The organism is Arthrobacter sp. P1_D4, assembly GCF_056406115.1.
The window spans coordinates 75862-101825 of the sequence record NZ_JBFUAU010000002.1; the positions used below are offsets into that span (position 1 = coordinate 75862).

Below are 25964 nucleotides of genomic sequence, written 5' to 3' on the forward strand. Positions count from 1 at the left end.
ACAAATTGACCTGCGTGCCAAAAGTTGGAATGGCAATTATGCGATGGTTCTTGCTTAGGTCTCTGGAGGTGGGGTATCGCAATACTGGCTGCAGAAAGGCTCCGTCCCTCTTGAGGAAGGAGCCATTCCTGTCTCCCGGTACGAGCGCGGAGGAACAGGGCGCGTCGATCATCGAACAGCTGTCTTTCGTGGAGGGCCTGTTGCTGGTCGGGGGCTACTGACCAAGGAGGGAGACGGCGTGGGCGATGACGAGTGCGAGCAGCACGAACCCTCCGAAGGCCTCCACGCCCATCAGGGATTTTGCCCTTGGCGAAAGGGGCATCGTGTCGGTGGGGCTGAAAGCCATCGAGTTGGAAAGCGAAAAGTAGACGTAGTCGACAAAGGAAGCCGTCCAGTCCGTCTTCACGGAGGACCGGGCGGCAACTTCCTTCACTGCGTCGTGGTCTTCGTCCTGGGGGAACCGGAAGTCTGCCAGGGGCAGCTCATGGCGCGGGGCGTGGCGCCGGATGACTGGACCGCCCCGGTCAAGTTCCCAGTAGACCAAGGCGAAGGCGATGACGTTTGTAACCCAAACCTGGAGAGCCGCGAGCAGCAGCGTCGGCCCGTTGCTGTTGCCGGAGTTCGTCAGGAGAATGACGAGTTGGACGAGTGCTGCCTCGTTGGCCACGACAAGCAACAGGGCCTGGCCGACAGAAAGGTACCTAGACCAGCGGGTTTCACGGACCAGCCTGCGTGGATTCAGGAAAATAAGCGGAATCAGCAGCGCCAGGCCGACGACGACAACGGAGTAGCGTACTGCCGGCAGGAACGTTGTGGGCAGCGTGGCGTAAAGCGCCAAGGCGATGAGAAGGCCGATGACGGCGGGCCAACGGTGTTCCGCTCGGGCCCGCCGTTCGTTGTGGGTGGTCATGGTCAGGAGTGTAGGTCCTGACCCGGGTCGGGAGCCGCAGAGTCAAGTTATGGTCCGCCCGGCGTGTCAGGCCAACGATAGATCCACCGCCGTGGCCTGCGGCGGCCGACGGGCGTCGGGAGCGCGCCGCTGCCGTCGGTCCAGGATGGACCCGTCCTGCCACGGCCAACGCACCAGGTGGGCGGGCGCCGCGGGACCAAAGCCGCTGCTATTGCACCCGCCCCGATTGTGTTCAGGCCGTTTGAAAACCGTCCTCACGCGTCAAAGTGCGTCCGGACCCTCGGGTCCTGTGAGACTGAAGCGACCACTGATGCGGCGATGTCCCGGAGTTTGACGTTCCGGGTGTTGGAAGCGATCCTCAGTATCTTCATGGCCGTGTCCTGGCTGCACCGGTTTTGCGCCATGATGGCGCCGCACGCCAGGTCGATGGTGGTCCGGGATTCCATAGCAGCAATGAGGTTGGTTTTCGCCTCGGCCAGCTGGCTGATCCGCACGGCCAGGCGAAGTGCTTTGGACACATGATGGGAATATGTTTCAACCGTGCTGATGTCCTCACCGGTGAATCCATGGGAGCGGGTGGAGTAGAGGTTAAGGCCCGCTTCCGCCTCGCCCTCAAGGATCAGCGGTATGGAGAGGCTGGATCCCACTCCGGCCTTCAGCGCGGCCGCGGTGTAGGTGGGCCAGCGGTATTCGTTTGTCAGATCAGGCACATGCACGACGACCTGCTGGCGGATCGCTGACAGGCAGGGCCCATCGCCAGAACTGTATTGAGTTTCATCCAGCCGGATGGCGCGTTCTTCGCTGCCGGCCACGGTCACTGGCTTCTTTCGCTGGATCAGCCTGATGCTGCAGAAGGCGATGGCGGGGTCGGCCAAGGTGACGGCGGAGAACTCGGCGAGTTCATCCAGCATCTCCTTCACGCCCTCAGTTTTCAGGACAAGATCCTGCAAGTGGTCGACGAGGAGATCCGGGAACAACAGATGTGGATCATCGGCCATGGGCACATTCCTCAATCGGCCCTGACAACGACCCTTGACAGGGGGCACCGGAGGACGGCAAATCAGCACGACCGGCAGTCCTTCGAGTATGCTCCGCTTCTGCTGCGATAACCAGTAGGTCCCGTCCCACCCGCCTCGGGTCGCGGATGAGGCGAGTCCAGCGCGGAGAGCGGCATCGTCATCGCTGCATCCAATGGTGCCGTGCAGCAGGCGGGACTGGATGAACTCACGCAGTTGTGCGCTTGCCTGGTCATTGACGATCGCACCACGGAGCATCGTCATCAGTGGTTGGGAATCGGTGACGGGGCCCTCCCAAGCGTCGAGGTAGGCGCGGACGACGCGCTCCCCGCGATGCTCGTCCGGGCCCCCGAAAGCCGTGATGAACCGTTCAAGGGCGAGGCTGGGACGTACATCACGGCCGCGAACAGCTCGTCTTTGGAGCGGAAGAACTGCATCACCGGGGACACGTCCACGCCGGCATCGGCGGCGACACGCCGGATCGTCGTCGCGACGAAACCGTCAGTGGCGAACCGGGCCGTGGCAGCGTCGAGCACCGCGGACGCGTTGTGCTGGTCGTCGGAGGGACCGGGGTGATCGGCGGCGCAGTGGTCGACCGTCTTCGTGCGGAGGGTGCCGTTGCGGTGGTTGCGTCGCGCAGCGGGAGCGGGGTTTCGTCCTGGATGCCCGCGACGATGCATCCGTCTCCGAGGGGGTCTCCACGCTGCTCGAACAACATGGTCGCCTGGACGGCGTCGTCGTCGCGGAGGGGCCAAGCGCGCAGACCCTCGATCCAGCGCGCAATTCTGACCCGAGGGAGGTGCTTGAAGCCCATGGATGCCAAGGTGCTCGGTTTTCTCAGAGTCGCGAACGCCGCGCTGGCGGTCATGACCGAGTCGGGCTATGGGCGCATCATCGGGGTCTCCGGTCAAAATGCTTTCGTCACCGGGAATGTGACGGGGGCGGTGCGAAATGCGGCGCTCATCATCACAGCGAAGAACCTTGCCGACTGCGTCGCCGGCACGGGTGTCACGGTCAACACCGTAAGTCCCGGCATCGTCCGCGAGGACGCCGCTGCCGAAGTGGAGATCGGCACGGGGGGAGAGGTCCGGCCCTCCGACGTTGCTGCTTTGATCGCTTTCCTCGTGTCTCCGATCGCTGGAGCCATCTCTGGGGAGTCGATCGCCGTTGGCCACCGTGTACGCGGCGTCACCTCCATGTGATTGTCCGAACCCGCGGGCGAAGACATGCCGCGTTCGATGACTGGATGTCGCTAAGGCGTTCGTTCCCGTTCGGGGCCACCGCCTCCCGCGCGCGGTGTGCGGGACATGCGAGGCAGCCGCAGCTGCTACCCGGGAACTGCACCCTGGTACAGGGTGAACTGGTTGGCCTGCTCCATGAACGCGTGGCCGACAATCGGCCCGTCGACCGAGCCGGTACGGACCCACATCGCGGATTCAACAAAGCTGTATGGATTGTTCCCGTAGGGCGGGTAGCCCCAAGGCATCTCGTAGTTGTCGAAGACGCTCGTGAGGTACCAGATCCCGAAGGTGCTGGTCAGTCGTACCTGAGTGGCGATGTTGCGCCCGCTCACCGGAGATTTCCAGGTCTTCAACGCTTTCCACTCCGCATTGTTCCCCACATGAAAGGTAAGGCTGCCCTGCGGTGTGCCGTTGGGCGTCCCAAACGAGTTGCGGCCGATCTCCAGAATCGGTTGGAGCGGAGCCGATCCGTTGGGCGCGCCGTACCACTGGCGCCAGGTGAAGACGGTGCCATCGTTGAACGTCAGCGCCCCCCAGGTATACGCAGTCGTCCACACCTGCTGCCCGGAGTTGAAGTTCCCCCACTGGTGCTCAAACCAGATCGTGCCGGTGAGATGGCGGGTCTTACCGCCGATGGTGACGGTGCCCTTACTCTTCGAAATCGGACCGGTGTAATAGTAGGACAGCGCGTACATGGTGGCGGGATCCAGGTTCTGCCCGTTCCAGGGGATGTTCTGGTTCTCAAAGCCGCCCAGCCCGACCGGCATGTAGCCGTACGGTGACTGGGCCGTGTTCTCCATGTCCATGGCGATGGGCGAGTCCCCGTTGTTTGCGGCGACACCCGTGAACTGGAAGCGCCACGTGTCCGGCTCGGCACGGTACACCGTGGTGAATTCCACGTTCTCGCCCTTGGCGCTGTACTGGAAGTCGTCCGGCGAGGTCGAGTCCGGCGGCTGTGTCGCGTGCAATGAGCCAACAGCGGTCGGCTGGTGCGCCCAGATCAACTCCTGCTTGGCGAAGTCCCCGAACGAGAAGCTGACGCCTTGCTGCCACAGCGAGGGCCCTCCGGGCGCACTCGGGTTGTTCGTGAGGTTATAGAAAATGCCGAACTTTTCCCCGGTGTCGTCATCGGTGAAGAAGCCGGTCCAGTAGTGCCACTCCTGGAAATGGCCGGTGTCGAAGATTCCGCCCGTGTGCCATTTGTGGTCCTGCGGCAAGAGGTACAGGGCATGGCCGCTGACTTCCTGGAACGGGCCAGCCTCCCCGGGGGCTGCCGCGCTGGCCCGAGGGGCGGCACCGGCCCCCAACAGACCCGCCGTGGCGGCCATCGCCAGACCCGATCCCAAGACCCTGCGGCGGTCAATTCCTGGTCCTGACGCGCGGGCGACGTCCGCACGTTCACCTCCGCCCTCGATCACCGGGCGATGGTTCTGCTCTTTACTCTCATACATGGCTAAACCTCCTGGTGGACCCCCACGGTCTTCGTCGTCTGCGGTCGACAAATCGAGGATCCGTCGCGGGTCTGCGGCGCTGGTTGGCCGGTTCGAACGCCGCGCATCAAACGCTCCGTACGAGAGAATGGCTGATCCGGCCCTCCGGTTCGAGCCTTTCCCGCGGAGGTTGGTGCGGCCACTGAGGGGTGGCCGCCGTTCACCATTCCGTACCGGCTTGGGATTGTGGTCAACGTCGGGGTCGCACTTAGGAATCCAAGCCTCAATCCTGCCTGGTGCGGCCGGGACCGGTGCGGCCACGCTCGCAACCGTCACGTGAGGGTTCGCCCCGACCACCATCAATCCAGTAATACTTGCGGCGACGAGCGGGCCAGCGCTTCGTGATTCACGTCGACCTCGGCTTCGCCACGCTTCCACTTGGCAATCTGCCGGGAAACCGTCAGTTCGAAGTCTGCTCGGATCCCTTCGTCCAGCATTACCCCGGATGATCTCGCAGGGCAAGACCCGCAAATTCAGAGTGGACCAGTCCGAGGACCAGACAGAGGCTCCGAGTCCGACGTCGAGGGCGTTAAGCCATTGCAACAGCCTCATCAACCGTGCTGTAACGGACGATCGGCAGGGCAGGGCCGAACTGCTCCTCGGCCACCAGGAGGTTGTTGTCGTCGATGTCGGCTATGAGCGTGGTGGGGTAGAAGTAGCCGGGCTGGTCGGTGTCCGGGTTGCCGCCGAGCAGGACACGGGCCCTGGAAGCCTTAGCCGCTTCCACCAGGTTGTCGACGACGTCGTACTGTCTGCTGCGCGGGAGGCCGGCAGCGTGTTCGGAGTCAGCCGACGCGGCGGTAACGGATGTGGGTGGCCAGCGGTGAGTGAAGCACCTCGGCGGGCTCGAAGCCGAAGGATTCAACGCCGTCGAAAATACGCTCGCCCGAACCGAGCAGGACCGGTGCGATGTCGAGGGTGAGCTCGTCGATGACGCCGGCGATCAGTGCCTGTCGGACGGTCGAAGCCCCACCGGCGATGTCCACGCCTTTGTCGCCGGCGGCTCGGCGCGCTGCTGAGTAGGCCCCGTCGAAGCCCTCGGTGACAAAGTGGAAGGTCGTCCCGCCCTCCAGCTGGATCGGGTCGTGTCCGTGGTGGGTCAGCACGAATACCGGCGCGTGGTACGGCGGTTCGGCTCCCCACCACCCGGTCCATTCCTCATCCCAGTCCCCGCGGATCGGGCCGAACATGTTTCGACCCATCACATATGCGCCGCGCGGGCGCATGAGCCACTCGTTCGCGACCTTGTCGGCATCGTTGGCGCGCGGGTCGCCGATGTGCCAGCCGTGCAGTTCCAGCCCCCGCTTGCCCAGGGGGTTCTCGCGGCTCTGGTCCGGCCCGGCGACGAAGCCGTCCAGCGAGATCGACATGTGGCAGGTGGTGTCCGGCATCGCGAACCTCCTGAGTGATTGCGACCTGCGTGCGGTCGTGTGGGGGATTCTGGGGATCGTAGCAGGTGATGGCTTCCTCGACCACCGTCTCCGGCGAATGGTCGCCTCGTTCAGCTGGAGGAGGCAGGCCGGTCGGGGCGGGCCAAGTCGGCCTGGATCGTGCGGATGATCGAGGCGAGGATTCCGGATGCGAGAAGTCCTGGCCCCAGCGGACCGGCGGAATTCGCGCCCAGCGGTGGCAGGCGCCGGAGCGCGGACCGGGCTTCGGCACTCATGTGCTCGAGTTGCCAGTGGATCTCGTCGTCGATCGTCTGGGGTCGATCGGGCGCCGCGAGTCCGGCCGCTTTCGCGGCATACGCCGCTGCCCCCAGGGCGTGCGCTCCCATGTGGGCGACGGCGGCGGCTTGCGTGGCGGACCGGGCGGCAGCCACCGCAGCAGGGCTGGTAACCTCGCCTGCGGCACGGCCGGCCACAAACCGCCGGCGGATCTCGTCGGCGGCACCGAGCTCACCGCGAGCGAAGGCCCGGGCCCGGGAGATGGCGTCGCGGGGGCGACCATCTGCAGGAGCCTCGGCCTCAAATAAAGCCACCACCCGCTCAGCGCAGTCTGCGGCCCAGCCCGCGACGACGCGGCGCTCGGGCTCACTTAGCGTCTGCGGAGAAGCCATATCAGCACCATACACACGCCTTGCAGGCCGGTCGGCTTACGGGCATTGCGATGCACGCGAATCTCGGTCTCGATACTTGGGCATGTCTGGATTCCCGGCCGGAACCCTGGACATGACTTGGGTGGGCCGGAGCCGCCCCGGAACGCAATGCAGCCTGTTCCGGCTGGAGGCCTCTACCGGGTGGGGTCGCAGTCTGGGTTCCAAGCCCAGGGATTTCGCGCCGGGCGCCAGGGTAGTGGGGCTCGGTTATCTCCGAGCCCGCTCACTCAGGCCATCGCTCGCGGGGGTCCCGTCACCATCACCGTCGGGATCTATGAGGCCATTGGTCTGATCGAAAGGCTTCTCGGTGGGTCGGTCAACGACCGTGTCATTCGCCGCCCTGCTCGTGCCCTGGGCGGATCCCTCACCCGGGAAGACGCTTCCGGTGGTTCCTGTGGGCGGCACGGTTGAGGCTGCAGTGTCATTCCTGGGCGCCGATTCGCCGGCTGCTTCGTTTTGGCCGGTTGCTGCCGCAGCGACACCCGCGGCGGCCGCAGCAGCTAGTCCGGCCCCGGCAATCACCTTGCCGGATACGCCCGCTTTGCCGCTGTCCCCCCGCGAGCCGGCCGCCGCGTCGATGCCCGGAGTATCGGTCGAGGCCCCCTCGCTGACAGTTCCCCGCCAGGCTCCGGTGGCGTAGCCCTCGTCCTCGATAAAGGTTTTGAACCGGTTGAGGTCCGCCTCGGCCTGCTTGGCCACAACATCAAGTTTGTCGCCAACCTTTTCCACGATGCCTTCGGGCTCGTAGTCGAGGGTCAGCATGACCGACGTTTGGCCGCCGCCGACATCTTCAAACATCACCACACCGGCATTGGTTGCGCCCTCTGTGGCTGCCCAGGCCACCTTTTGGTCAGGTATCTGCTCGAGGATTTTGGCCTGCCACTGCCGCCGTACCCCGGCGATTTCCGCAACCCACTCCAGGCGGTCGTCGCTAAGTTGTTTTACGCTCTTCACCGCACCCATGAAATGCGGGAAGTCTTCGAACTGGGTCCACTGGTTGTAGGCCACGCTCACGGGAACGTTGACCAGGACACGCTTTTCGACTCGAGTGCTCACGTTATCTCCTTCGGTTTCGTCCACACTTGCTGAGAGCGAATTGATCAGCATGCTTATTATATTCGCTGTTGTTCGCAACTGCCAGAGGCTCCGGTAGAGACCACCCAGAACGGGCTTTCCCATGAGCTTCTGCCAAACGCAAGGCGTCCCGGAGTTTCAGCCGGATTTCCGAGCGCCGAGCTGGTCACCTGCGGGGGCGTTGCGGCACTGGCATCCGCCTGGACCGGCATGAAAGCCATGCCGCCAGCAAAGAGGAACGAGACCACGGTGGCGCGCACGATTTTCGCCATTGCATTTTGTCTCTGTTGCATGATGTCTCCCTTTTGCGATTGAGAGAATATTCAGTTTTAGCCGGCGGGTCCGGGGGCGTCGGGCTGCGTGGACCGTTACCGCGGCGCGAGCGGGGGCGAAGTCTCCCGGCCTTTGCCGGACCCCAGGCCGTCCAGCATTTCGGTCAATGACTCGAGCGAGGACCGTCGTGGGGTCCATCCCAGGAGGTCGTGCGCCCGCGCGGTATCCATGACGGGTGCGCCGGACGCCATGTCAATCCACCCGCCGTCGGTCGCTTGCAGCCGCAAGCGCCAACTAACCTCGACGACGGCGCGCAGTACCGGAAGCGGTAACGGCATCACCCGGCGAGCATTGAAAACCCACCCCAGCGCATTGGGATCCAGGACGGGTTCGGCCGCGATGTTGAAGGCACCGCGAGCCCGCCTCTGCAGCACGCGCCAGTAGGCGTCCGCGACGTCGGCGGCGTGCACCGCCTGGAAAACCAGCTCCTGCGGAATGGGCACCACGGGCAGCCGCGGCCTACGGGGAACGAGCCGTGCCAGGACACTGCCAAGAAAATAGCGGCCCACCTCGCTCCCGGCCTCTGCGCTGAACGTCAGCGCGGGTCGGAGCCGTGCCACGACGACGTCGGGGTTCTCCTTTGCGAAGCCGTCCAAGAGCTTCTCTTGCGCAGCCTTGTCCTCGCTGTAATGGGAGCCCTGGATGCCGCCGGCCGGCCAGCTCTCCTTGGTCCTCGGGGATTTGGGAGCGGGGGAGTAGGCGCCCACTGACGATGCGCACACGACCTGCCCGGTTCCGGCGGTACGGGCTGCCGCAAGGACCTGGGCAGTCCCCGCCACGTTGGTCCGGCGAAGGAGCTCCCGATCATGATTGGGCTGGATCAGCCACGCCAAGTGGACCAGGGCGTCGGCCCCGGCAAGGGCCGTCTCCAAGGCGGACTGGGCACTGGGGGTCCCGAGATCAATCGAATGCCATTTCACATCGCGGTACGGGGCCGCGTCCTTCTCGGGTTCACGGCGGGCAACACCAACGAGCTCAAGACTGGCGTCCTCCTCGGCGCGGGCTTCCTGGAGGCGCTGCAAGAGTGCCGTACCGACGTGTCCCGTGGCTCCGGTTATGACAATGCGCATGCGTTCTCCTCAGTGTGATTTGAGGGGGATAACTCACCCTTGCTCTGGAGAGCAGGGCCTGAGTACAACCGTGTTGCAGCCATCTTGTTTCTTCTGGAACTTCTCATAGAGTTCTGCCGCCTCTTCCAGTGACTCCCAGCGGATCACGGTCGGCTTCCACCGGGGGGAGCAGATCGTCGGTCCACCTGCGCACATTGCTGGGCCGCTCCACCTGCTGAGGGAACTCGTGGATACCACCCACCCAGTCGTCCTAGGGGCCGGGACCATCGGGGGCCATTTTTCTCCTCCTTATTGAGGCGTCGCCGACGTACCCTCGAGGAGTCGGACCCGTGCGCCGGGCATACCTATCAACGCTGCCGATGCCTTGTCGTCTGTCTCCAGGTCGAGGTGGACAAGCCGGTCCTGGCGGCGCTTGGCTACGACTGCGAAGTTGGCGCCGGCCAGGCATAGGACGTGCCCCTGAAGGACATCGCGGAGCCTGCACTTAACTGTGCCTGCGGCGTCTTCCGTTTTGGTCATCTACTCCTAAACCTCCCGTTTGGACGCGAGTGCGTGCCCCGTGTTGGGCAGAACCCGAATTGGTGGCCCTTTCCGTCGACGTCGAACCCGATCGTCACAAGTATTTAATCAGCATGCTTAGTAGTTCGCAAGGCGAAAAGGGAGCGCCGACTTCGGTCCAAGAAAGGGGCAGCCGGGTGCTGGAGTGAATGCCGCAAGCTGTGTTCTTCGGCGGCGGAGCCGAGCCTCGACACGCTGGGTGGGAAGGCCTAGCGTGGGGTCATGAGTGAGGTTCCTGAAAATGATGCGCCCGCACCGACGAAACGCGAATCTACTGAAGCCGACGGCGCTGGCATCGATGGTGAGGCGTTCTCTCCGGTGGTCGATCCGGACCATGCCCCGGCACCGACGCCCCGGGGCGGCGAGGCGGCCACAGGTGGAGAGCCGATCGTACCCGGCGCAATGAGTGTCGGCGGAAGCGGTGGAGGCCGTCACATCGCAAGGGACCCGAGGGAGGATCAAGGTACTGTCGCGGGTCCCGCGCCGGGACCTGAGGTGTCCCCGCAGCCCTGACGTGGAGGAATTCCTGACAGGGCTGGCAACGATGGCCGCAAGGCAGGTCTCCACCTCGCGAACGGAGAGCTGTGCGGCGCCGCCACGGGCCGGAGGGAACACCCCGCCGCGGTAGCCAGCAGCGATCCGCGTAGGTGAGCGGCCCAGCTGGGCCGGCGCAAGCAGAGGGGATCAGGCCGCGGACACGTCGACCAGGACCTTCCCGACGAAGCCTTGTTCTACGGCGTCGTGCGCTGCCGCGGTTTCCTCGAGTCGAAAGCGGGTGAGGGGCAGTCCGTGTTCATCGCCGACCCGCAATGCCCCCGCTTTCAGGGCCTCGGCGACGGCGGCAACGGCCGCCGCCTTCTGCTGCTCCGTCACGGTGTACGTGAGGATGAACTGGAATCGGACGTTCTTGCCCATGCTCTCGCGAATGGGAATGGCCAAGGATTCGCCGGGGTTGGCAGCATAAATGGAAATGGTTCCCCCCGGCTTCACCACCTTGAGGTCATTGCCGATGTTCGCCGGAGCATTGACGTCGACGATCGTATCAACGCCGCCAGGGGCTGCCTCATGCACGGCCCGCGGGACGTCGGCAGTGCGGTAGTTGATCACACTGTGCGCGCCGGCCCGGCGGGCAAGTTCACCTTTCCGCTCCCCGCTCACGGTCGCGATGACGGTTGCCCCGGCCCAGCGGGCGAGCTGAATGGCCGCGTGGCCCACCGCACCCGCGCCACCGGTGACCAGCACCACCCGCCCTTCCAGGGCGCCCGGCGAAAGCCTGGCCGGCCCGTCCTGGCTGGCGGTCAGTGCACGATGTGCCGTCAGTGCCGGGATCCCCAGGGATGCGCCCGTGTCGAAGGATTCCATGTCTGGAAGGGCAACCGCCTGCGCGGCCGGCACCGTCACGTACTCCTGGGCTGTGCCCTCGGTGCCGCCCCAGGCGACGTCCCAGAGCCAAACACGATCGCCGACGGACAGCCCCGGCACGCCGGATCCAAGCTCGTCGATAACGCCGGCACCATCTTGGTTGGGCACTTTTGGTGCCGCCAGCCTGCTTCCGCTCCCGCCGCCGGCCCTGGACTTCCAGTCGGTGGGATTGACGCCGGAGACCACCACCCGGACTCTGACCTGGCCCGGTCCGGGTGCCGGCAGTGGCCTGTCCTGAAGGGTCATCACGGACGAGGGTCCTGTCTTTTCGTACACGATGGCCTTCACTGTTACTCCGCTTCTTCGGCTTTCATAGGGGGACGGGATGGGTGCGCCGTAAGAACCCGGGGTCCTCCTGTCGCCATGATGGCTCGGATACCTCTGACGTCTATTGCGGCGCTTGATCCCACGCTAACGCAAAAGGGGAAATGGACTGATCAGGTCAAATGGTCGAAGTCGCCGCGCGCCCAAGCAGCGTGCCGTTGTGCGGAATCGTGCAGAATGGCCTTGGCGCCGGACGCGATTACATTGTTGAAGTTGCCATAGATTCGGTCGAACTTGAGCTCTCCCAGTTGTGCGGCGATTCGCACCGCCACCGCGCCGGATAACGGCACGTGGTTCGGGTAGCTGCGCATGAAGGCGATGGAGCGACGGTCTGGATTCGGATACACGCTGTCACCGGTCAGCAGAACTCCTTTGCCGCCGGCTCCTGCAGCCCAGTGCACCACCGCGCTGCCCGGGAAATGGCCCCCGGTCTGGTGCAGGGTCAACCCTTCTGCGATGGTTTGACTGCCGGACCAGTATTCGATGATCGGATCATTGCGCCCCAGCCATAGCCGGTCTGCGTCGGCCACGAGTACGGGGACGCCGCCGAGCCGATGCGACCATTCGACCTGCACGCCGAACATGTGCGGATGGCTGGCAGCGATCGCCAGGACCGGGCCCCGCTCGAGCACTGCCTTCACAGCTCTGTCGTCGACATATCCGACCGGATCCCACAACAGCGAACCCTCGTGTGTCGCCACAAGCTGGGCGGTCTGGCCGATCCCGACTCTTGGCTCCGTCCGGATCCCGACAAGGCCCGGCTCGTTCTCCTTCAACACCGTTTGCTGGCCCTCCTGCGCCAGCCCGTCCAGTGTGAGCCACTTTTGTCCGTCATCGGGCACATACTGCCGCTCATCGGCGCAGATCGGGCAAACCCCCGGGGCAGGTTCGTCGTGTTCCACGGCGCAAGTTGCGCAGATCAGCATGGTGGGTCCCTTCTAAGGCCTTGTGTCCTGCTCCTCTTGCCCACCGTAAGCGTGCCCGACGTCGTCGGGAAGCCTATGCCGCTATCAACCGCCCGCGATGGCAGCCGCAAAATGAATCCCGCAATCCGAGTGTGCGTCGAATTGGGTGTCAGCAGCGTCGAGGCGTATTCAACGCACCGACGGGGACAACAGGGCGGCTATGACGTTCACCGCATACCAGCCCAATGCCCCAAGTGCTCCCAGAACGGCAACGGAAACCACCCAAAATAGGGCAGAGAGTTTCCTTCTCGGTTTCTCATCCATAACAACCACCCCGCAATCAATTGGGATACTCTCGGACCGAATCTTGCCTGAACCCCCTTGCGGAAAGCTTGGAATCGGGACGAGGCCTCTGGCCCGCAGTTGGCCCGGGGCAGAAGTCACGCCAACCCTTGCAGCCACCACGAGGCACGCTTAGGATGGCGGGGCCGGGACGGCCTGGACGGCGATGGACGTATCCTGCCGTTGACGGACAGTGAGCCCTTTGGAGGTCCGACGTGAGTGAGCGGGATGACTTCATGGCCTGGGTTGGGTCGCGTCTCAAGGACGCCGAGACCGCCCTGCATAACGGCGACGCCGGGCCGCGGTTCGCCATCTGGTCCCGAAGGGAGCCCGTTACCGTGCTCGGCGCGTGGACGTCCGGCAGCGGTCCCGAGGACGTGGGGCGCATCTTCCATCAGCTGGAAGCATCCTTCTCGTATTGCACGTCATACACGCACGAGGTGATTGCTGCCGACGTGATCGGGGACATGGCCTACACCGTTGGGTACGAGCATACGAGCACCTCGGTAAACGGAGAGCCGAGGGACTACACACTGCGCGTGACCCAGGTCTACCGGCGCGAGGGTGGCGAATGGAAGGTCGCCCATCGCCACGCAGACACCCTGGCGCAGCCGGACAAGCCTCAGGACGCCTGAGCCCCGTCCTTGGTGTCAGGAGCCGGTGTCAGGACGGTGTTCAGGAGCCGGCGGTCAGGATCCAGGGCGCCCCGGCCACTCTTTGCCCGCCCAGGGGTCGTGGTCGGCGATGAGCTCCTCCTGCGGCGGACGCTCATTTTCCGGGACGTGCTGCAAGTTCACCCGGACCCGGTACCAGAGCGAACTCGATCCCCGCATTCCGTCGACGAGTACGTCGGCGGGATGCAGGGCTGACAAGAGGTCCGCATGCCGGGTCTTCCATTCCTCGAGCGCCGCGAGCGCCTCGGGCTTGGTCTTGGTCCGTGCCACCTCGATGAGCGGCATTACCGATTGCCGGCGGCCCAGGCCGTCGCTGCCGCGCGGCGGCTTTTCGGCGGGGCCGAGCCCGGCAGCCAGACTGATGAGCCTGTCGAGCGTCCCTACCGCGTCGTCGATCCCGGCGTGGGGGTCGCCCATCGCCGCGAAGCGCTCAAGCACAGTGGGCACCGTGAATTGTTCCGGCCGGGTGGAGGTAACCTCGTCCCAATTGAGCGGAGTCGAGACCCGGGCATCGGGCAGGGGCCGGATCGAGTACGCCGATGCCACGGTGCGGTCCTTGGCGTTCTGGTTGAAGTCGACGAACACACTCTCGCCGCGCTCCTCCTTCCACCACCGCGCGGTGGCGAGGCCCGGAGCGCGGTTCTCGACCTCGCGGGCGAGGGTCTCGGCGGCGAGCCGCACGTCGCGGTACGACCACTGGGGCGCGATGCGCACGAGGATATGGAGTCCCCGCGAACCGCTCGTCTTCGGCCACCCCACCAGTCCGACGTCGTCGAGCACCTCCCGCGCGACATAGGCGACGTCGACGATCTGCGCCCAGTCGACCCCCGGCATCGGGTCGAGGTCAACCCGGAGCTCGTCCGGGTGCTCGAGGTCCTCGGCACGCACGGGGTGCGGGTTGAGGTCCAGGCATCCAAGATTCACGACCCACGCCAAGCCCGCGGCATCCCTGATGACGGCCTCTTCGGCTGATGTTCCGGACGCGTAGTGCAGCGTTGCCGTGTCGATAAAGTCGGGGTGGTTTTCAGGCACGCGCTTTTGAAAGAACGGCTCGGCGCCGATCCCCTTCGGGAAACGCTTGAGCACCATGGGCCGGCCGCCTGCGCCGCGCAGTGCGCCGTCGGCGACGGTGAGGTAGTAACGGACCAGGTCGAGCTTGGTCAGCCCGGGTTCGGGGAACACCACCTTGTCCGGACTCGAGATGCGAACCTCGTTGCCGGCAATGTTGAGGATCTCGGCGGGGGTCTTCGACGAGTTCATTCCGCCACGCTAGTTCCGGACGGCTGCGCTTGGGAATAGCATTCCGGCATGGACGCCAAGTTATTCGCCCTCGCTGCGGGCGGAACCTCAGTGATCGAGCCCGAAGACACCCAATGGGGCGCCCGGCGCTGCCGGGTGCTCGATCCCCAGGGACAGGAATGGAGCGCCGGCACCTACCAGCCCGGAATCGCCTCGTGATACGTCCTTGCTTGCCCACCCGGGCAGGCGCTCTAAGTGCCCTCCTCGCTGCCGGCGTCGAAGGGCTTGCCCGCGGCCGGCGGCTCGCCCGCCGCGAGTCGGTCCGACTCCCGGGCCCCAACCGCGGACTGGGCGCCACCGGATCCGGCTTCGGCGGGTGAGGGTCCCGGCGGTACAGTTCCGGATGTCTCTGCGGAGTCCGTCACGGTCCGCTGCCCCTCGGTCATGGCGGGGTCGTTGAACACCTGCTCCACAGGCGCCTCGCCTGTCTTGGCCCGTTCCGGATGCGAGTGATCCCCCTGCGCCTTGGTGCCCGCCTCCGCGATGTCGACCGCTTCGCGCACATCTGCACCGCTGCGGGAGTCATCGCTCTGGGCCGCGGCACCCGACGAGGCGTTCCGGGCCTGCGGTTCAGCGTCGTGGCCACCGTGCGCCTCGGTCATCGGCTTTTCGCCAGGCGTACCTGTTCCGGCCTTGCGCAGCGGATCTACAGTACCGTCCGCACCGTAGTCACCTTCGGTGTACTGGCCGATTTCCGACCCGGCCGTGCGTCCCGGAACCGTACCAGCGCCACCGTAGTCGGCTGCCACGTAGCGCCCGGATTCCTTGGCTCGGTCTCCCAAGGGTTCGGGCAGGCCGCCCTCCCTGCCGCCCGCACCGTAATCACCTTGGACGTATTGGCCCTCCTCGTCCTCGGCGTGCCGGCCTCTCTGCACGCCAGCCTTACCGTACGCTCCTTCGACGTACCGGCCCCGGAGCTCCTTGTCTTCTGGTTTCTCGTCCGCGGGCGCCTGATCCGCGGGCAATTCGGAGTCGCTGCGGTCTGTCATGATACTGCCCTCCAGAGACGAATCCATGCGTCTAATCCGGCGCAATTCAAGTCTAGTCAGGGCCACTGCACCACGACAGAGGGTAGCGGCCGCCGGCCGCCCGCCTTGGGTGGCCGGGGGTGTCAGGTGTGGGCGGCGGGAGCGGTGGTGCTTCGAACGACGAGGCGCGGGGCCAGCACTTCGGTACGTGGCGGGAGGGAGGGGTCGGCGATGCGGGCAAGGAGAAACTCCGCAGCGCGGATGCCTACGTCCCGGCTGACGGGGTCGACGGTGGTCAGGGAGACGTGGCGGATCCCGGCGAGATAGGTGTTGTCGTATCCGACCAGTGAGAGTTGTGCCGGCACGCTGATGCCGTGCTCGTCCGCGGCCGAGAGCGCACCGACGGCGAGGACGTCGTTGGCGGCAAAGACCGCTGAGGGGGGCAGGCCGCCGTCGATAAGGCGGCTCATTGCCTCAAAGCCGGAATGTTCGCTCAAGTCTGTTGGTATCACTCGGATGTAGTTCTGCAAGCCGTGGCGGGTCATGGTGTCCCGGTAAGCGTCGGCCCGCACGGTAGCGGACCCGGTGGGAGCGGTGAGGAAGGCAATGTCGCTGTGGCCGAGACCAATCAGGTGTTCGACGGCCATCCGGGCGCCGGCGGCGTCGTCGTTGCTGACGCGGTCCGCTGCCGGGAGGTCGAAGGCGCGGGTGCCGGCGACGACGGCTGGCGTGAGCAGTGTGGCGCGGGTGAGGTCTTCATCGGCGGAGAAGTCTCCGGCGATGACGAGGCCGTCGACGCGCAATTCCAAGAAGGCGGACACCGGGCTTTCCCCTGGGCGGGCCAGATAGCGGGGATCGCCGAGGACCATCCGAAGGTTCTGCTCCCGGAAGATGTTCTGCATGCCGTCGAGCAGCTCCACGAACCAGGGATTGGAGAGGTCGTCCAGCAGCACTCCTACTGTTTGCGTCCGTCCGCTGGCGAGCGAGCGGGCCGCATTGCTGGGCCGGTAGTCGAGTGCGGCTATGGCGGTGGCAACAGCTTCTCTTCTTTGTTCACTCACCTTGGGTGAACCCCTCAGCACCAGGGAAACGAGTGCGCGAGAAACGCCGGCCTCGCGCGCCACATCCTCAATGGTGGCGCGTTTGGCCGCTCCATGCTGGTTCATTTCGCTCCTGGACAAATGGCCTCCTGCCGGCAAGCGTATCGCGGGAAACACAGCGGTTCCGGCCGCCGCCCCATGGGCAACCGCACCGGTTCCACTGCGTGACGCCGGCCGCATGTCTGTCCCGTGGGGGAGGCCCGGCGGCAATGGCTGCGGACGATCGATTCTCAGAGAGATACCGCCTTCTCGCCCGGTACCGTGGGAGGCACGATGATTGGAATGCCTCCGGTGCGGAAGTGCACCTCCAGCTCTTCCAGGGATTGCCCCTTCGTCTCCGGCACGAATTTCGCCACGAAGATCAGGGAAACAATGTTCACCAGCACGAACACGGTGAACGTGCCGGTTGAGCCCAGGGCGACGACCAGGATCGGGAACAGGAAGGAGATCGCCGCGTTCACGGTCCAGAGTGCGAACACCGCAATGCCCATCGCGAAGCCGCGGATGGCCAGCGGGAAGATCTCGGAGAGCAGTAGCCACACGCACGTGCCGATGAAGCACTGCACGAAGGCCACGAACAGCATCATCGCCGCCAGAATGGTGTAACTGACGAGGTCCGACTGGGGGAGCGTGAAGACGACGGCGAGGAGTGCCTGCGAAGCCACGACCCCGGAGAAGCCGATGACCAGCATGCGGCGGCGCCCGACGAAGCCCAGGAGCCAGATGCCCAGGACGGTCATCAGCACCGACGTCACACCGACGGCGATGGTTGCCACGAGCGATGCGCTCACGCCGAGGCCGCTGCGCTCGAGGATGGTGGGGGCGTAGTAGTTCACGGTATTGATGCCCGTTGCCTGCTGGGCTGCGGCGAGCCCAATGCCGACCCAGAGGAGCCGGCGCATCCAGGGATTGTTCTTCAGATCGCGCCAGGCGCTGGAGCGCTCGTTCCGGGCGGTATTCGCGGACTCAACGATTTCTTTGTACTCGAAATCGGCTTCCTCAGGGCTGCGGCTGAGGTTGAGGATGCGGCGGCTGTCGTCGAGCCTGTCGCGGATAGCGAACCAGCGCGGCGATTCGGGCAGGGCGAGCATGCCGATCAGGAGTGCGATGGCGGGGATGGAGGCAATGCCAAGCATGATGCGCCAGACCTCGGAGTCGTGGATGACGGCGTCGAGGAGTGCGTTGATGGCAAAAGCGAGCATCTGGCCGGTCACGATCATCAGTTCGTTGATGGTGACCATGCGTCCGCGCAGGTGTGCAGGCGCCATTTCTGCAAGGTAGAGGGGGCACGTCACGGCGGCGGCGCCGACGCCAAGGCCGAGAATGACGCGGGCCGCCACCATGAACCCGACGGTCGGCGCGATGGCGCAGCCTATCGCTCCGAGGAGGAAGAGCAGCGCACAGACGAGCAGCGTGCCGCGCCGCCCGAGCTTATCGGCGAGCCTGCCGCCGCTCAGCGCGCCCACCGCGGCACCAGGGAAGAGCAGTGCGCTGACGACGGTGGCCTCTTCTACGGGGCTCATGTTCAGGGAGTCCTGCATGTAGAGCAGCGCACCGGAGATCACGCCGGTGTCGTAGCCGAACAGGAGTCCGCCGAGTGTGGAGATGACAGTGAGACGGGCGAGATATCCGCGATGTTTCGAGCCCGACGCGGGCGAGCTTGCTGTGTGCAACGACATTGTTGACTTCCTCGATTCGGCCGACCTGAAGGGCGGACTTTGAATTCGGAGCGTTCTCCGGGAGTGCGCTGGATCACGTGCTTTCTACGTTAGAGCGCTCTAACGCGACAGTCAAGAGTTTGTCTTGACATGCGCTCAAACGGTCGACGGGTGTCCTGGAGGCAGCCGGTTGGGGCAAGTCCGTGCGGGCGCGGCGGCAGGGAGGATGCCGGAAGCCTGGTGCGTGGCGCCGGGGTGGAGCGGGCATTTCTTCAGGCTATTACCTATGAAGCGATTTGTTACTATGTCAGGACAAATCTAGGGAAGGGCGATGAGTCTTATGCGAATCGATGTCAACACAATGGAAGCCGGCACATGACCGGGAACTCCTCACTCCCGGTGTCCCGGGTCCCGGATTCCCGAACCGCACCACCACTCCGCTGGGGGATCATGGGTCCCGGCTGGATTGCGGAGCGCTTTACGGAATCCGTCCAGGCGCACACCTCGCAGATTATCGCCGCAATCGCGTCCCGCTCGCTGGACCGTTCCGAAGCCTTTGCTGGACGGCACGGCATCACCGCTGCCTTCGGCAGCTATGAGGAGCTGGCCGCCGCCGACGTCGACATCGTCTACGTGGCCACGCCGCACAACTTCCACTACGAGGCCGCCCTCATGGCGCTCGACGCCGGCAAGCACGTTCTGGTCGAAAAGCCGATAGGCATCAACCGCGCGCAGGCGGCCGGCATCGCCAGCCGGGCCGCCGACGCCGGCCTGTTCGCCGCCGAAGCCATGTGGACATTTTTCCTGCCCAAGTTCGACGTCATCCGACAAGTGCTCGACTCCGGAATGCTCGGGGAACTTACTACGGTCTTCGCCGAATACGGTGAGCACTTTGACCCCAGCCACCGGATCTTTGACCCGGCTCTGGCGGGCGGCCCGTTGCTGGACCTGGGGACCTATCCGCTCTCGCTCATCACGTCCGTCCTGGGCGAACCGGACCGCCTCCTGGCACTCGGTGAACCGCACGAATCCGGAGTCAATGCCCAGCTGTCGGCCGTCATGTCCTTTGCCGGCGGACGCCAGGCCATGATTAACACCCAATTGCACAACTTCACGCCGACGTCCGCCACCATTGTGGGCACCGAGGCTTCACTGTCAATTGACGGGCCCTTCAACATGCCAGGCAACTTCAGCGTCCACTTCCCGGACGGTACCCGGCTGGCCTACGAGGAGCCGGCCGGAGCGCACTTCGAGGGCCTGCACTTCGAGGCTGCCGCCGTCGCCCGCGCCATTGCGGCGGGGCGGCTGGAGGTTCCGCAGCGGCCGCTCGCCGAATCCATCCGGACCATGGCCGTCGCCGACGCCGTCAGGAACCAGCTCGGCATCGTGTTCCCCGGCGAAGCCATTGGAAGCCGCTGATCCAGGCCCTCCTTATCAGTGCTCGGATGCCTTCGCGGCCTTGATGGCGGCCTTGGCAGCCTGCTTGCTGGCGCGCACTCTTTTCAGCGACTCGGGGTCCACGATGTCGGCGACGGAAAGAAATGCGCTCTCCTGGCCATAGGGGCCGGCGGCCTCACGCCAGCCTGGCGCCTGCAGGCCGCACTGCTTGCCGAGCAGTGCAAGGAAGATCTTGGCCTTTTGCTCCCCGAAGCCGGGCAAGCCTTTCAACCTGCGCAGCACTTCCGCACCGTCCGGGCCGTCCTGGTTCCAGATGGCAGTTGCGTCCCCATTCCAATCGCCTTGGACGGTCGCGGCGAGGTCCTGGACGCGGCCGGCCATGGAGCTGGGGAAGCGGTGGATGGATGGACGCTCCTTGAAGATCTCAACGAAGCCGGCCGGGTCGTATTCGGCGATTGCGGCAGGGGCCATGGACCCGATGCGCGTCCGGATCTTTTCGGGTCCGGCAAACGCAGACTCCATGGTCACCTGCTGGTCAAGCAGCATGCCAACGAGGAGTGCGAACGCGTCATTGCTGAGCAGTTGGTCGGCGGCGGGGTCGCCCGTGATGTGCAGTTCCATGCGCCCATCCTGCCACCAGCTCCGCGCCACGTCATGGCACCGGCCCGAATCTGCTCCGCCGCGACCAGCGGCATTGCTGACGCTGTGGCCGGTATCCTTGAAAGATGAGTGGCACAGCGCATTCAACCGTCACATTTGATGGCCGCTTCGCCCGGGAGTTCCAGGAGATGGCCATTCCCTGGCGCGCGGAGGAGGCGCCCGAGCCGCACCTTTTGGTGCTCAACGAGCACCTCGGCACTGAGCTGGGCCTCGATCCGGCCTTCCTCCGGAGTCCGGAGGGTCTGCGCCTGTTGACCGGCAACGCCGTCCCTGCCGATGCCAGTCCGGTGGCGCAGGCCTACGCCGGCCACCAGTTTGGCTGGTACGCCCCCCGCCTCGGCGACGGGCGCGCGCTCCTGCTGGGCGAGATCGGGCACGCGGACGGGCAGCTCCGCGACGTCCACCTCAAGGGATCAGGACGCACGCCGTTTGCCCGCAACGGGGACGGCCAGGCGGTGGTCGGTCCCATGCTGCGCGAATACATCGTGAGCGAGTCGATGCACGCGCTGCACATCCCCACGACCCGTTCCCTCGCCGTCGTCGCGACGGGACGTTCGGTGCAGCGCGAAACGCTCCTGCCGGGCGCCATTCTGACCCGGGTAGCCAGCAGCCACCTGCGCGTGGGCAGCTTCCAGTACGCCCGGTCCACGGGCGACATCGGCCTCCTTCGCCGCCTCGCCGACTACGCCCTGACCCGTCACCACCCCGCCGCCGCGGAGGCCGGGAACCGCTATCTAGCACTCTTCCAAGCGGTCATATCCGCCCAGGCTTCGCTGGTGGCCCAGTGGATGCTCGTCGGATTCGTTCACGGGGTCATGAACACCGACAACATGACGATTTCGGGCGAAACGATCGACTACGGGCCGTGTGCCTTCATGGAAGGCTTCGACCCGGCCGCCGTCTATAGTTCGATCGACGAGAGCGGGCGCTACGCCTACCGCAACCAGCCGGTGGTGGCGGAGTGGAATCTTGCCCGGCTCGCTGAGTCGCTTCTGCCCCTGCTCCATGATGACGAGGAGCAGGCGGTGGAGCTCGCGGTGGGAGCCCTCGGCGAGTTCCGCAGGCAGTACAGTGACGCCTGGTCGGCAGGCATGAAGGCCAAGCTGGGGTTCCGTGACGGGCTCGATGACGACGTGGCCTCGGCTCTCGTGGATGAAGTTGTGGCCTTAATGCAGGAGTCACGGGCCGACTACACCTCGTTTTTCCGGCACCTCGGCAAAGCCGCCCGCGGCCGTGCCGAAGCCGCGCGGGCCCAGGTCCTGGACACCGCAGCCTTCGATGCCTGGGTAGGGCGCTGGCGTGCCTTGGCGCCGGATGCTGACGCCATGGACCGGGTCAACCCGGTCTACATCCCGCGGAACCACCTGGTGGAGGAGGCCCTGGCGGCCGCTACCGGCGGAAACCTGGATCCGCTGGCACGGCTGCTGGACGCAGTCGCCGCACCTTTCGACGAGCGGTCCGGCCTCGAGCGCTACGCCGCTGCCGCCCCGGAAAGCTTTGGCCCGTACCGAACCTTCTGCGGAACCTGAGGGGAGCTGATCATGGATACCGAATTCGCCGAGGTCATCGATCATGACGTCACCACCATCACCTGCGTTTGCGGCAATACCGTCAGCAGCGAGGGATTGATTCAGGCCAACTCAGAGGGAATGCCCGTACACATTGGCGGAAACGTTCCCGTGCCCGCGGGGCTGGCTACCTGGCCTGAGGACGAGGATCTCTACACCCTGTGCTCCTCTTGCGGCCGCGTTTACCATGACGCCGTCATCGAGGAGACTGGGACCGCGCCCGTTGCTTTCCGGATTGATGTCACCGCTGGGCCGGTTGCCGAGGCGATCCGTGTCCACTGGGACCTCAACACGTAGCCACCTTCGGGGAAACTTCCGTTTCCCGGTCTTTCCCGGACCGGGTACCGTGCCGGGCAAGCCGTCGACCCTCTAACCCTCGTGGCTCGTCGGGATGTCCTGGGCGGCTGCCCATTCGCCCACGTCCCGGCGTTCAATGGCCGCGGCCATCAGATCCGGGAACAGGTCGGGCGTGCAGGCGAAGGCCGGGACGCCAATTCCGGCAAGTGCCCTGGCATGGTCTGAGTCGAACGACGGATGGCCGCTGTCGCTTAACGCCAGGAGCGCGATCATGGTCGTCCCCGACCCGACGATCGTGGCCGCCCGTTGCAGCATCTCTTCCGCAATGCCGCCTTCGTAGAGGTCGCTGATGAGCACCAGAATCGTCTCGGTGGGCCGGGTGATCTGGTCCTGGCAGTATGCCAGGGCCCGGTTGATGTCCGTGCCGCCGCCGAGTTGCACACCAAAGAGCACATCAACCGGATCGTCCAACTCGTCCGTCAGGTCGACAACCTCCGTGTCGAAGACCACCAGGCGGGTCCGCACCGACCGCAGCGAGCTGAGCACCGCCCCGAACACGCTGGAGTAGACCACGGACTCGGCCATCGACCCGGACTGGTCGATACACAGGATGATTTCACGCTGGACCTCGGTGCTGCGCCGGGTGTGCCCGACCAGACGCTCGGGCACGATCGTCCGGTATGCGGGCTGGTAGTGCCTAAGATTTGCGGCGATAGTTCTGTTCCAGTCAATGTCCCGATGCCGGGTCCGTCGTGTCCGTGCCGCCCGGTTCAATGCTCCGGAGAGCGCCTGTATCGTCTTGGAGCGCAGACGGTCCTCAAGCTCGTTCGTCACCTGACGGATGACTGTCCTGGCGGTCTCGCGTGACTGCTCGGGGATGACACGGCCGAGGCCGACGAGCGTGCTCACCAGCCCGACGTCGGGCTGCACGGTTCGCAGCATCTCCGGCTCGAGGAGCAATTGCCGAAGGCCGAGCCGGTCCATGGCGTCGGCCTGCATCACCTGGACCACCGTGGACGGGAAATAGCCCCGGATGTCGCCGAGCCAGCGGGCAACGCGAGGGCTGGACGCGCCCAGACCCCCGCGGCCCTTCTTTTCTTCGGCTCCGTACAAGTCCTCCAGGGCCCGGTCGCGCCGGGCGTCAGCGGTGGAGAGGACGACGCTGTGTCCCTCCGCTGTGGTGACGCCGTCGGCCTCATGGCCGCCGAGCACAAGGCGCCAGCGGCCCAACCGGCCGCGGTCGTCGGTATCTGCGTCGGTCACGCGATCGCCTCCCATCCGAGGTACCTGGCCATCGTCCGGACCGCGGGGCCCGCGGCGGTCAGGTCCAGGTCGGTCTGGCTGACGATGCCCACTTTGTCGCCAATGCGGCTGACTTGCTCTCCGATCTCGCGCCGCTCCGGCCGGCTGAATGCTGAAAATGTCCTGCGCAGGAGCGGCAGGACGTCGTCGAAGATGGCGTCGTCCACCCCGGCGACCCAGTCGTCCACGATCTGCAGGAGCCGCCGATCATGAATCAGCAGTGTTGCGTCTCCGGAGATGAGGCCGTCCAGCCAAGCGGCGGCTTGCCGTGAGGGAGTGGCGATCGAGAGCCGCCGGCTCAGCGTCGCCGCGACGTCGTTCCCGTCGACCAGGCCTGCGTCCAGAAGGAGCCTCGTGGCCCGACCTGCCACCGAGCCGTGGATGCCGTCCGAGCCTGCGACGGCGGCAAGCGCCCGGTGCCAGTCGTCCGGTGGCAGGTCGGGCAGCAAAATGAGGCCTTGTTGGGCCGAATCGACGGCGCGTCGCATGGTGTCGGCGGCCTCGTCGTCCAGCCCGGCGCAGGCAGTGGGCAGCCCCACGCACGCCCGCACAACCGTCGTGTCAAGAATCTTCCGTACGCCCGTGACGTTCACGCCGCGCACGTTGCCGTACCGGCAGGTCCGGGCAAGGGGGGCGATGGTTTCCAGCAGCGGCGCGACGTCTTGTTGCAAGGCGGTGCGCTCGGCAAGGACCGACACCACGCCGCCGATGCCGTCCGGCAGGTCAGCGAGCAGGCAGCTTGCGAGCAGTTCGCTGAGCGCCGTCAGGCTGCCTGCGTCCTGGGCGCGTTCGGCCACGCAGTTCGCGGCAGCGGAGGCGACCGTAGTGCCGTAGCGGCTGGCTTCCACCACGGCCACCGTTAGCTCCGGCTCCCAGTTCAGTGTCCACACCTCCTTGAACGTGCCCGTCGTCCGGCCGGATTCGCTCTGTGTGCCCCAATGCACTCCAAGCAGCGCCAGCCGGTGCAGCAGAACCGAGCGGGCCAGCTGGTTTGGCTTGCGCAGGTCAAGGGTAAGGACCTCTTCCATGGCGCTCGGTTTCCACCGGAGCTTGCGTTGAGTGGCTGCCAGATCGGCGGCCAGGGGGACTGTGGGCGCAGACTCCGGTACATTCCCCAGCTCGAGCCCAACGGTGAGTTCACGGTGGACCAGGGCCAGCGGCAGAGGTGAACCGTCGCACAAAACTGCCTGCGCGGCGTCGTCCAGTTCGGACAGTCCCGGGCTGGGCCGTCCACGGACGGCGGCAAGGGCATTCGCCATTCGGCTGGCGTCCACTACAGAGGCAGTCGATGCGTCGAGGTGTTCACGGCGCAGTGCATGGGCTACCCGGACGAGCCAGGTAGTGGACACGTCCGTGCCGGGCTCCTGCGCCATCCAGTGTGTGAAGAGGTGCTGGTACCAGCCGGGCGCAGTGACACCGGCCCCATAGCCGCTGCGCAAGCTGAGCCGGTCCGAGGTCCATGGCACCCAAGTCACCGCGACCTTGGCCTTGGGCAGCCCGGCCAGCACCTTGTTGTCGGCAGAGACCGGGGGAAAGCCTGAGGGCACGAGGGCAGGCGCATGGTACGCACCACACACCACGGCGATCCGCCCATGCCCTTCGCGAATGGCGGCACGCAGCAGGCGGCGCATCGCCGCTTCCCGACGGTTGTTCTCCATAACGTCGGGATGGCTGCTGGGCCTGTCGTCGGCCGCCCGGATCTCCGCGATGGCCTCGGTCAACGCCGCGAACCGCTCGACGGGGTCTGTATTCGGTTGCTCGATGGCGTCCTCCCACCACCGCTCCGGATCGGTGTAGCCGGCGGCGCCGGCCAGCATCCCAATCGCATCGGGGCGGTACGGCTGCTGCATCGGGGCGGGAGGTTCGGCGCCATCCACGGGGGGATCGCCGTCGTCGATGGCTGTTGTTGGCCCGTCCGGCGCGGGAGCCATGCGGAGGGCGAAGGTGTGCGCCGCGGGCAGGTCGATCGCCCGCACCTGGGTGCCGGTGGAAAGCGCCCAGCCAAACGCCACCCACTCCGGCGAGAAGCTCGCCATCGGGTAAAAGGAAGCGAGCCGAGGCTCATCGGCTGCGTAGATCAGCCCGGCGATGGGCGGCGTCATCTGCGGATCGGACAGCAGCGGAATCACCTGGTCAAGTTCCGGGGGACCTTCAACCAGCACCAGATCCGGCCGGAGGGATGCCAGCGCCTCGGCGACCGAATGCGCCGAACCGGGGCCGTGATGCCGGATCCCCAGGACGTAGACGTCTGTCATCG

26 protein-coding genes and 2 pseudogenes are annotated in these 25964 nt (G+C 65.6%); 6 read left to right on the forward strand and 22 right to left on the reverse strand.

Going from position 1 to position 25964, the window contains the following annotated elements; genetic code table 11:
- Positions 1-214: 214 nt before the first annotated feature.
- From AC1D0A_RS01250 to AC1D0A_RS01260, 3 genes are all read right to left on the reverse strand, one after another.
- Positions 215-910, reverse strand: coding sequence for a hypothetical protein (locus AC1D0A_RS01250; RefSeq protein WP_476945017.1), 696 nt, complete (start codon positions 908-910; stop codon positions 215-217).
- 254 nt (positions 911-1164) lie between these two features.
- Positions 1165-2289, reverse strand: coding sequence for a GAF domain-containing protein (locus AC1D0A_RS01255; protein ID WP_476945241.1), 1125 nt, complete (start codon positions 2287-2289; stop codon positions 1165-1167).
- Complete coding sequence (locus AC1D0A_RS01260) at positions 2190-2606, reverse strand: TetR/AcrR family transcriptional regulator (protein ID WP_476945018.1); 417 nt, start codon at positions 2604-2606, stop codon at positions 2190-2192. Before AC1D0A_RS01260 ends, AC1D0A_RS01255 begins: the two co-directional genes overlap by 100 nt.
- Before the next feature lie 123 nt (positions 2607-2729).
- Between AC1D0A_RS01260 and AC1D0A_RS01265 the strand changes: the two genes are divergently transcribed.
- Positions 2730-3128: an SDR family oxidoreductase gene (locus AC1D0A_RS01265; protein WP_476945019.1), complete on the forward strand. Its 399-nt coding sequence runs from the start codon at positions 2730-2732 to the stop codon at positions 3126-3128.
- A 125-nt stretch (positions 3129-3253) separates the two neighbouring features.
- Here the strand turns inward: AC1D0A_RS01265 and AC1D0A_RS01270 are convergent, their stop codons facing one another.
- The 12 genes and pseudogenes from AC1D0A_RS01270 to AC1D0A_RS01325 all read right to left on the reverse strand — a co-directional run bounded on the left by AC1D0A_RS01270 (position 3254) and on the right by AC1D0A_RS01325 (position 12462).
- Positions 3254-4618, reverse strand: coding sequence for a lipocalin-like domain-containing protein (locus tag AC1D0A_RS01270; protein ID WP_476945242.1), 1365 nt, complete (start codon positions 4616-4618; stop codon positions 3254-3256).
- 338 nt (positions 4619-4956) lie between these two features.
- Positions 4957-5094: a hypothetical protein gene (locus tag AC1D0A_RS01275; protein WP_476945252.1), complete on the reverse strand. Its 138-nt coding sequence runs from the start codon at positions 5092-5094 to the stop codon at positions 4957-4959.
- A 49-nt stretch (positions 5095-5143) separates the two neighbouring features.
- Positions 5144-5423, reverse strand: a pseudogene (locus AC1D0A_RS01280) (aldehyde dehydrogenase family protein); the annotation flags it as partial.
- Between the two features lie 19 nt (positions 5424-5442).
- Positions 5443-6048 (reverse strand): dihydrofolate reductase family protein, encoded by a 606-nt coding sequence (locus AC1D0A_RS01285; RefSeq protein ID WP_243177925.1) that lies wholly within the window; start codon positions 6046-6048, stop codon positions 5443-5445.
- Between the two features lie 110 nt (positions 6049-6158).
- The gene (locus tag AC1D0A_RS01290; protein ID WP_243177924.1) at positions 6159-6716 is read right to left on the reverse strand and encodes a putative immunity protein; all 558 of its coding nucleotides are present in this window, start codon (positions 6714-6716) and stop codon (positions 6159-6161) included.
- A 246-nt stretch (positions 6717-6962) separates the two neighbouring features.
- Positions 6963-7811, reverse strand: a complete 849-nt coding sequence (locus AC1D0A_RS01295; RefSeq protein WP_476945020.1) for an SRPBCC family protein — start codon at positions 7809-7811, stop codon at positions 6963-6965.
- A 56-nt stretch (positions 7812-7867) separates the two neighbouring features.
- On the reverse strand, positions 7868-8122 hold the full coding sequence (locus tag AC1D0A_RS01300; protein ID WP_476945021.1) for a hypothetical protein: 255 nt from the start codon (positions 8120-8122) through the stop codon (positions 7868-7870).
- Positions 8123-8197: 75 nt separating this feature from the next.
- Positions 8198-9232, reverse strand: a complete 1035-nt coding sequence (locus AC1D0A_RS01305; RefSeq protein WP_476945022.1) for an NAD-dependent epimerase/dehydratase family protein — start codon at positions 9230-9232, stop codon at positions 8198-8200.
- 33 nt (positions 9233-9265) lie between these two features.
- A pseudogene (locus AC1D0A_RS01310) lies at positions 9266-9428 on the reverse strand (glutathione-dependent formaldehyde dehydrogenase); the annotation flags it as partial.
- 92 nt (positions 9429-9520) lie between these two features.
- Positions 9521-9751: a hypothetical protein gene (locus AC1D0A_RS01315; RefSeq protein WP_476945023.1), complete on the reverse strand. Its 231-nt coding sequence runs from the start codon at positions 9749-9751 to the stop codon at positions 9521-9523.
- A gap of 723 nt (positions 9752-10474) precedes the next feature.
- Positions 10475-11500: an NADPH:quinone reductase gene (locus AC1D0A_RS01320; RefSeq protein WP_476945024.1), complete on the reverse strand. Its 1026-nt coding sequence runs from the start codon at positions 11498-11500 to the stop codon at positions 10475-10477.
- Between the two features lie 149 nt (positions 11501-11649).
- Positions 11650-12462, reverse strand: a complete 813-nt coding sequence (locus AC1D0A_RS01325; RefSeq protein ID WP_243177918.1) for an MBL fold metallo-hydrolase — start codon at positions 12460-12462, stop codon at positions 11650-11652.
- Between the two features lie 536 nt (positions 12463-12998).
- Here AC1D0A_RS01325 and AC1D0A_RS01330 point away from each other — a divergent pair.
- The gene (locus tag AC1D0A_RS01330; RefSeq protein ID WP_243177917.1) at positions 12999-13418 is read left to right on the forward strand and encodes a nuclear transport factor 2 family protein; all 420 of its coding nucleotides are present in this window, start codon (positions 12999-13001) and stop codon (positions 13416-13418) included.
- A 54-nt stretch (positions 13419-13472) separates the two neighbouring features.
- On the opposite strand, the gene ligD is transcribed toward AC1D0A_RS01330, so the two are convergent.
- A complete protein-coding gene (ligD, locus tag AC1D0A_RS01335; RefSeq protein WP_476945025.1) occupies positions 13473-14717 on the reverse strand; it encodes a non-homologous end-joining DNA ligase in 1245 nt (414 codons plus the stop codon).
- 48 nt (positions 14718-14765) lie between these two features.
- On the opposite strand from ligD, the gene AC1D0A_RS01340 reads away from it, so the two are divergent.
- Positions 14766-14915 carry a VOC family protein gene (locus tag AC1D0A_RS01340; RefSeq protein WP_243177915.1) on the forward strand — a complete coding sequence of 50 codons (150 nt, stop codon included), beginning with the start codon at positions 14766-14768 and terminating at the stop codon, positions 14913-14915.
- Between the two features lie 32 nt (positions 14916-14947).
- On the opposite strand, the gene AC1D0A_RS01345 is transcribed toward AC1D0A_RS01340, so the two are convergent.
- The 3 genes from AC1D0A_RS01345 to AC1D0A_RS01355 form a co-directional block, all read right to left on the reverse strand.
- On the reverse strand, positions 14948-15745 hold the full coding sequence (locus AC1D0A_RS01345; RefSeq protein ID WP_476945026.1) for a hypothetical protein: 798 nt from the start codon (positions 15743-15745) through the stop codon (positions 14948-14950).
- A gap of 122 nt (positions 15746-15867) precedes the next feature.
- On the reverse strand, positions 15868-16890 hold the full coding sequence (locus AC1D0A_RS01350; RefSeq protein WP_243177913.1) for a LacI family DNA-binding transcriptional regulator: 1023 nt from the start codon (positions 16888-16890) through the stop codon (positions 15868-15870).
- A 164-nt stretch (positions 16891-17054) separates the two neighbouring features.
- Complete coding sequence (locus tag AC1D0A_RS01355; protein ID WP_243177912.1) at positions 17055-18503, reverse strand: sugar porter family MFS transporter; 1449 nt, start codon at positions 18501-18503, stop codon at positions 17055-17057.
- A 354-nt stretch (positions 18504-18857) separates the two neighbouring features.
- On the opposite strand from AC1D0A_RS01355, the gene AC1D0A_RS01360 reads away from it, so the two are divergent.
- Entirely contained in the window at positions 18858-19901 is a 1044-nt protein-coding gene (locus AC1D0A_RS01360) for a Gfo/Idh/MocA family protein (RefSeq protein WP_476945027.1), read from the forward strand.
- A gap of 15 nt (positions 19902-19916) precedes the next feature.
- Here the strand turns inward: AC1D0A_RS01360 and AC1D0A_RS01365 are convergent, their stop codons facing one another.
- Positions 19917-20501, reverse strand: coding sequence for an HhH-GPD-type base excision DNA repair protein (locus AC1D0A_RS01365; RefSeq protein ID WP_476945028.1), 585 nt, complete (start codon positions 20499-20501; stop codon positions 19917-19919).
- A 104-nt stretch (positions 20502-20605) separates the two neighbouring features.
- Here AC1D0A_RS01365 and AC1D0A_RS01370 point away from each other — a divergent pair, with 104 nt between their 5' ends.
- Positions 20606-22069 (forward strand): protein adenylyltransferase SelO, encoded by a 1464-nt coding sequence (locus AC1D0A_RS01370; protein WP_028276624.1) that lies wholly within the window; start codon positions 20606-20608, stop codon positions 22067-22069.
- Positions 22070-22081: 12 nt separating this feature from the next.
- Positions 22082-22405 (forward strand): hypothetical protein, encoded by a 324-nt coding sequence (locus AC1D0A_RS01375; RefSeq protein WP_028276623.1) that lies wholly within the window; start codon positions 22082-22084, stop codon positions 22403-22405.
- A 72-nt stretch (positions 22406-22477) separates the two neighbouring features.
- Here the strand turns inward: AC1D0A_RS01375 and AC1D0A_RS01380 are convergent, their stop codons facing one another.
- Both AC1D0A_RS01380 and AC1D0A_RS01385 read right to left on the reverse strand, forming a co-directional pair.
- Positions 22478-23668: a VWA domain-containing protein gene (locus AC1D0A_RS01380; RefSeq protein WP_476945029.1), complete on the reverse strand. Its 1191-nt coding sequence runs from the start codon at positions 23666-23668 to the stop codon at positions 22478-22480.
- A complete protein-coding gene (locus tag AC1D0A_RS01385) occupies positions 23665-25962 on the reverse strand; it encodes a DUF5682 family protein (RefSeq protein WP_476945030.1) in 2298 nt (765 codons plus the stop codon). Before AC1D0A_RS01385 ends, AC1D0A_RS01380 begins: the two co-directional genes overlap by 4 nt.
- Positions 25963-25964 lie beyond the last annotated feature (2 nt).